Below are 3,025 nucleotides of genomic sequence, written 5' to 3' on the forward strand. Positions count from 1 at the left end.
AGCCGTGCCGGCGCCAGATATTCCGCACCCGCTTGATCGTTGCTCGCAGTTTCATCGTTCATCATCCCATTCAGAAGTTCGCCACAGGACATAAACAGGGTACATGCAGCTCAGGTCAACCGGTTGGCGACCTGAACCAGTTTGCGCGCCAACGGCCGCGCAAAACCCAGTTGTGGGATGCGGGTCTGGGTGTCCGTCACCAGGTCGGCAGGCCGCAGCGAACTGGCCAACTCGCCCAAAGTGGACACCTCGAAGCGATCGTTGTGTGCCATCAAATGGTCCAGGAGCGCCGTGAAACGATTCATGACGACCCTATCGGGCCGCAGGTCTTGGTACTGCGCGTCTCGGCTCTTGACGAAGCTGAAGCAATGAAGAACCAGCACCACATGCTCCATGCCCGCTTGTTGAGCTTGCTCCAGCGATGAACGCAATTCCCAACTGCTCATTGAGGTCGGGTCCAGTGGACGCAGCCCCTCGCGAAGCCGGGGCTCGGGCAGCGTCTGGTGGGCCAGGGTCACGGGCAACTCGAACATGCCACCGACAACCTGCAAGGCATTCAATTTCAGGCTGGTTTTATCGAATGAGCCCTTTCCCTTCACGACATGGTTGTAGCTCGAGTCGAGAACGATGCCTTGTTGACGCAGATCCGCGAGCAGCTCCCGACTACATACCCAATTGCCTGCTCGAAAGACGCGTGGGCGCTCGCCCACCAGGCGCTCGAAGATCTCACAGGCCTGGGCCAGCATGCGCTGCCGTTCAACGTCCTCAAGGCGCGCCAGATCATCGGTGCGACGGGTAATGAGCGCGCCCTGCGCCAACTGCTGCGCGTAGAAGTGGAAGTTGAGGTGGGTGTGCAGTTGCACATCCTGGCCGTGATCCTTGAGATACGCCATCCAACGCCGGCTGTCATCTTCCCCGAACACCTGAGAAGCAAACACTTCTGCGAAAAAAGTGGCTTTGAAATGTCGCTTGACGAGTTGCTGGCAGATCCAACCAATGCCATGGTCCGCACCATCGATCCGGCAATGGATGCGCCGGTCTGAGGGCACGGGCCTTAGCCTGGGATCGGACCACGCGCCTCCCATACTGTTTTCGGTATCGACAGTGAAGTAGACCTTGGTCTTCATGGGTCAGATGCCTTCATCGTCACTTCAACTGATTGCACGGATCAAACGCTTAATCCGTGACTTCATACCTACCGCTTCAAAGAGTCGCCCAAGACCTTCATTGGCCAGAGACAGGCTTCGATGCAGACCCACCAACAGTACGTTGGACGCAGTCATTCGGAACAGATACAGATCGACATACTCGACCTTGCAGTTGGCAAACATGGACTTGTAGAGTGCCTCCCCCGGACCAAAATCCAGGAATTTGCAATTCGGAATGGCGTGCGCGTCTTTGGTGATGTGATAAAGCAAGACAGTGCCGGGCGACAGGTCCGCACTTTCGGGCAGATACCCCACGACTTCATACTTGAGCACATCACCGGACACACTGCACCAAGCATAGGCAACAGGATGGTCACCATCGTGCAATAGATAGCCCCTGGCCCTACCCTCGCGTGCAAGTTTGTCCAGGTGGGCAACAAAGGCATCGTCCGTGGGCAGTCCGCTCTTTAGCAGTTTGTGCTGATAGGTCTGCTCGGAAATGCGCAACGCCTCGCGGTGGAATCGGGGCATGTCGGCGGGTGAGGTCATCAATTCGACGCCGTTGCCTCCTTGCTGCCTTTCTGTGAACCGCTTCACACTGCGGCGGAGATTTTGACGGGACTTCCCCGTGAACTTGCTGAAGTAAGCGTCCCACGATTGCTGGATTTCGATGAAATAATGGACATCGAGATTGCGCACGTACCGCAGCCAGCGGCCATACCGACCAATGCCTACATCAAAGTGGGCAGGCTCAATCCTGTGGCACAGAACACCAGCTGCATCCGCACTCAAAAGCACCTCGTAAGCCTCTGGTGCCTGCGGGCTAGCAACCGCACCAAGATCGCGTTGTTCAATGACGGCCAAGCGGGGATACCACATACCGATCGCCCATTCCCCCAGCAAGAACCGCAAACCGATCTTTCGTGGAACGATGGGTGGGTTCATGGTTGGCGCACGTCTTGGCCCATCTGGCTGGCTGACTGCACATTCGAACGCGCCTGATCGAGCACATCGGCCAGCAATCTCGCCTGGTCTTTCCGTGAGTACCGCTTGATCTGAGCGATGTTGTCGTGCGAGATGTCGACTCCCCCTGACGCCGTGAACTCGGCGTGAAGCTTCAAAAGCTTATGCATCACCTGTTCCGACGAATCGATGGAAGCCAGCTCGACACATTTGAAGGTTTCGAGCTTGCGAGCCGTATCGCCTTCAAAGTCGATCAATCCCAGGATGGCGCGGCCGGTGCGCAGGTACTCGTATATCTTTGCGGGGATCTGTGGATTGAATGCCCGACCTTGAAACACCAACAAGACATCACTGCCCAACATTTCCGAGATGGCGTCCGCATACGAAATGGGTGGTAAGCACTCGACGATGTCATCGACGCCGTGCAGACGGGCCGAAGCCATCACTTCCGATTCGTGTCGCGCCGCGCGAAAGCGGATCTTGAGAGAGGCTCGAGGCAACAGGCCCCGCTCAACAATCAACTTCACCGCTTCAAAAAGTGCCCCAGGATCACGCTCCTGCGGATAAATGACGCCGCTGTGCAAGAGCAGGAACTGATTGACCGGAGCGCCCACCCGAGCGGGATGCGCCGAGGTAAACACATCTTCGTCGTAACCGTTTTCGATCACCACGCACTTGTCGGCGTTGGCCGGATAACGCATCTGAAACGTCTTGCGCGCGCGCTCGGTTGTGAACACGCAAAACTTCGCGTTCTGCATGGCGTAGGCCTCAATGCCCTCCCAGAGGCGCCGCCGCAACTTGCCGGATGGATAGCCCGGGCTGAGCATCGGATCCCTGAAGTCGGCAACCCATGGCAAACCTGTCAACCGATGCAGGGTCGCACCGATCAGGTGCGCACTCGCAATCGGATAAGT

2 protein-coding genes and 1 pseudogene are annotated in these 3,025 nt (G+C 57.3%); all 3 read right to left on the reverse strand.

From position 1 onward, the window contains the following. Positions 1–110: 110 nt before the first annotated feature. Positions 111–1,127 (reverse strand): hypothetical protein, encoded by a 1,017-nt coding sequence (locus QZH66_RS14690; protein ID WP_305806667.1) that lies wholly within the window; start codon positions 1,125–1,127, stop codon positions 111–113. Positions 1,128–1,151: 24 nt separating this feature from the next. Beyond that, positions 1,152–2,093, reverse strand: coding sequence for a GNAT family N-acetyltransferase (locus tag QZH66_RS14695; protein ID WP_305806668.1), 942 nt, complete (start codon positions 2,091–2,093; stop codon positions 1,152–1,154). After that, positions 2,090–3,025, reverse strand: a pseudogene (locus QZH66_RS14700) (hypothetical protein); the annotation flags it as partial. The gene QZH66_RS14695 and the pseudogene QZH66_RS14700, both read right to left, overlap by 4 nt.

Origin of the sequence: Stenotrophomonas sp. YIM B06876 (genome assembly GCF_030711595.1) — a bacterium.
In the GTDB taxonomy this organism is placed as follows: domain Bacteria; phylum Pseudomonadota; class Gammaproteobacteria; order Xanthomonadales; family Xanthomonadaceae; genus Stenotrophomonas.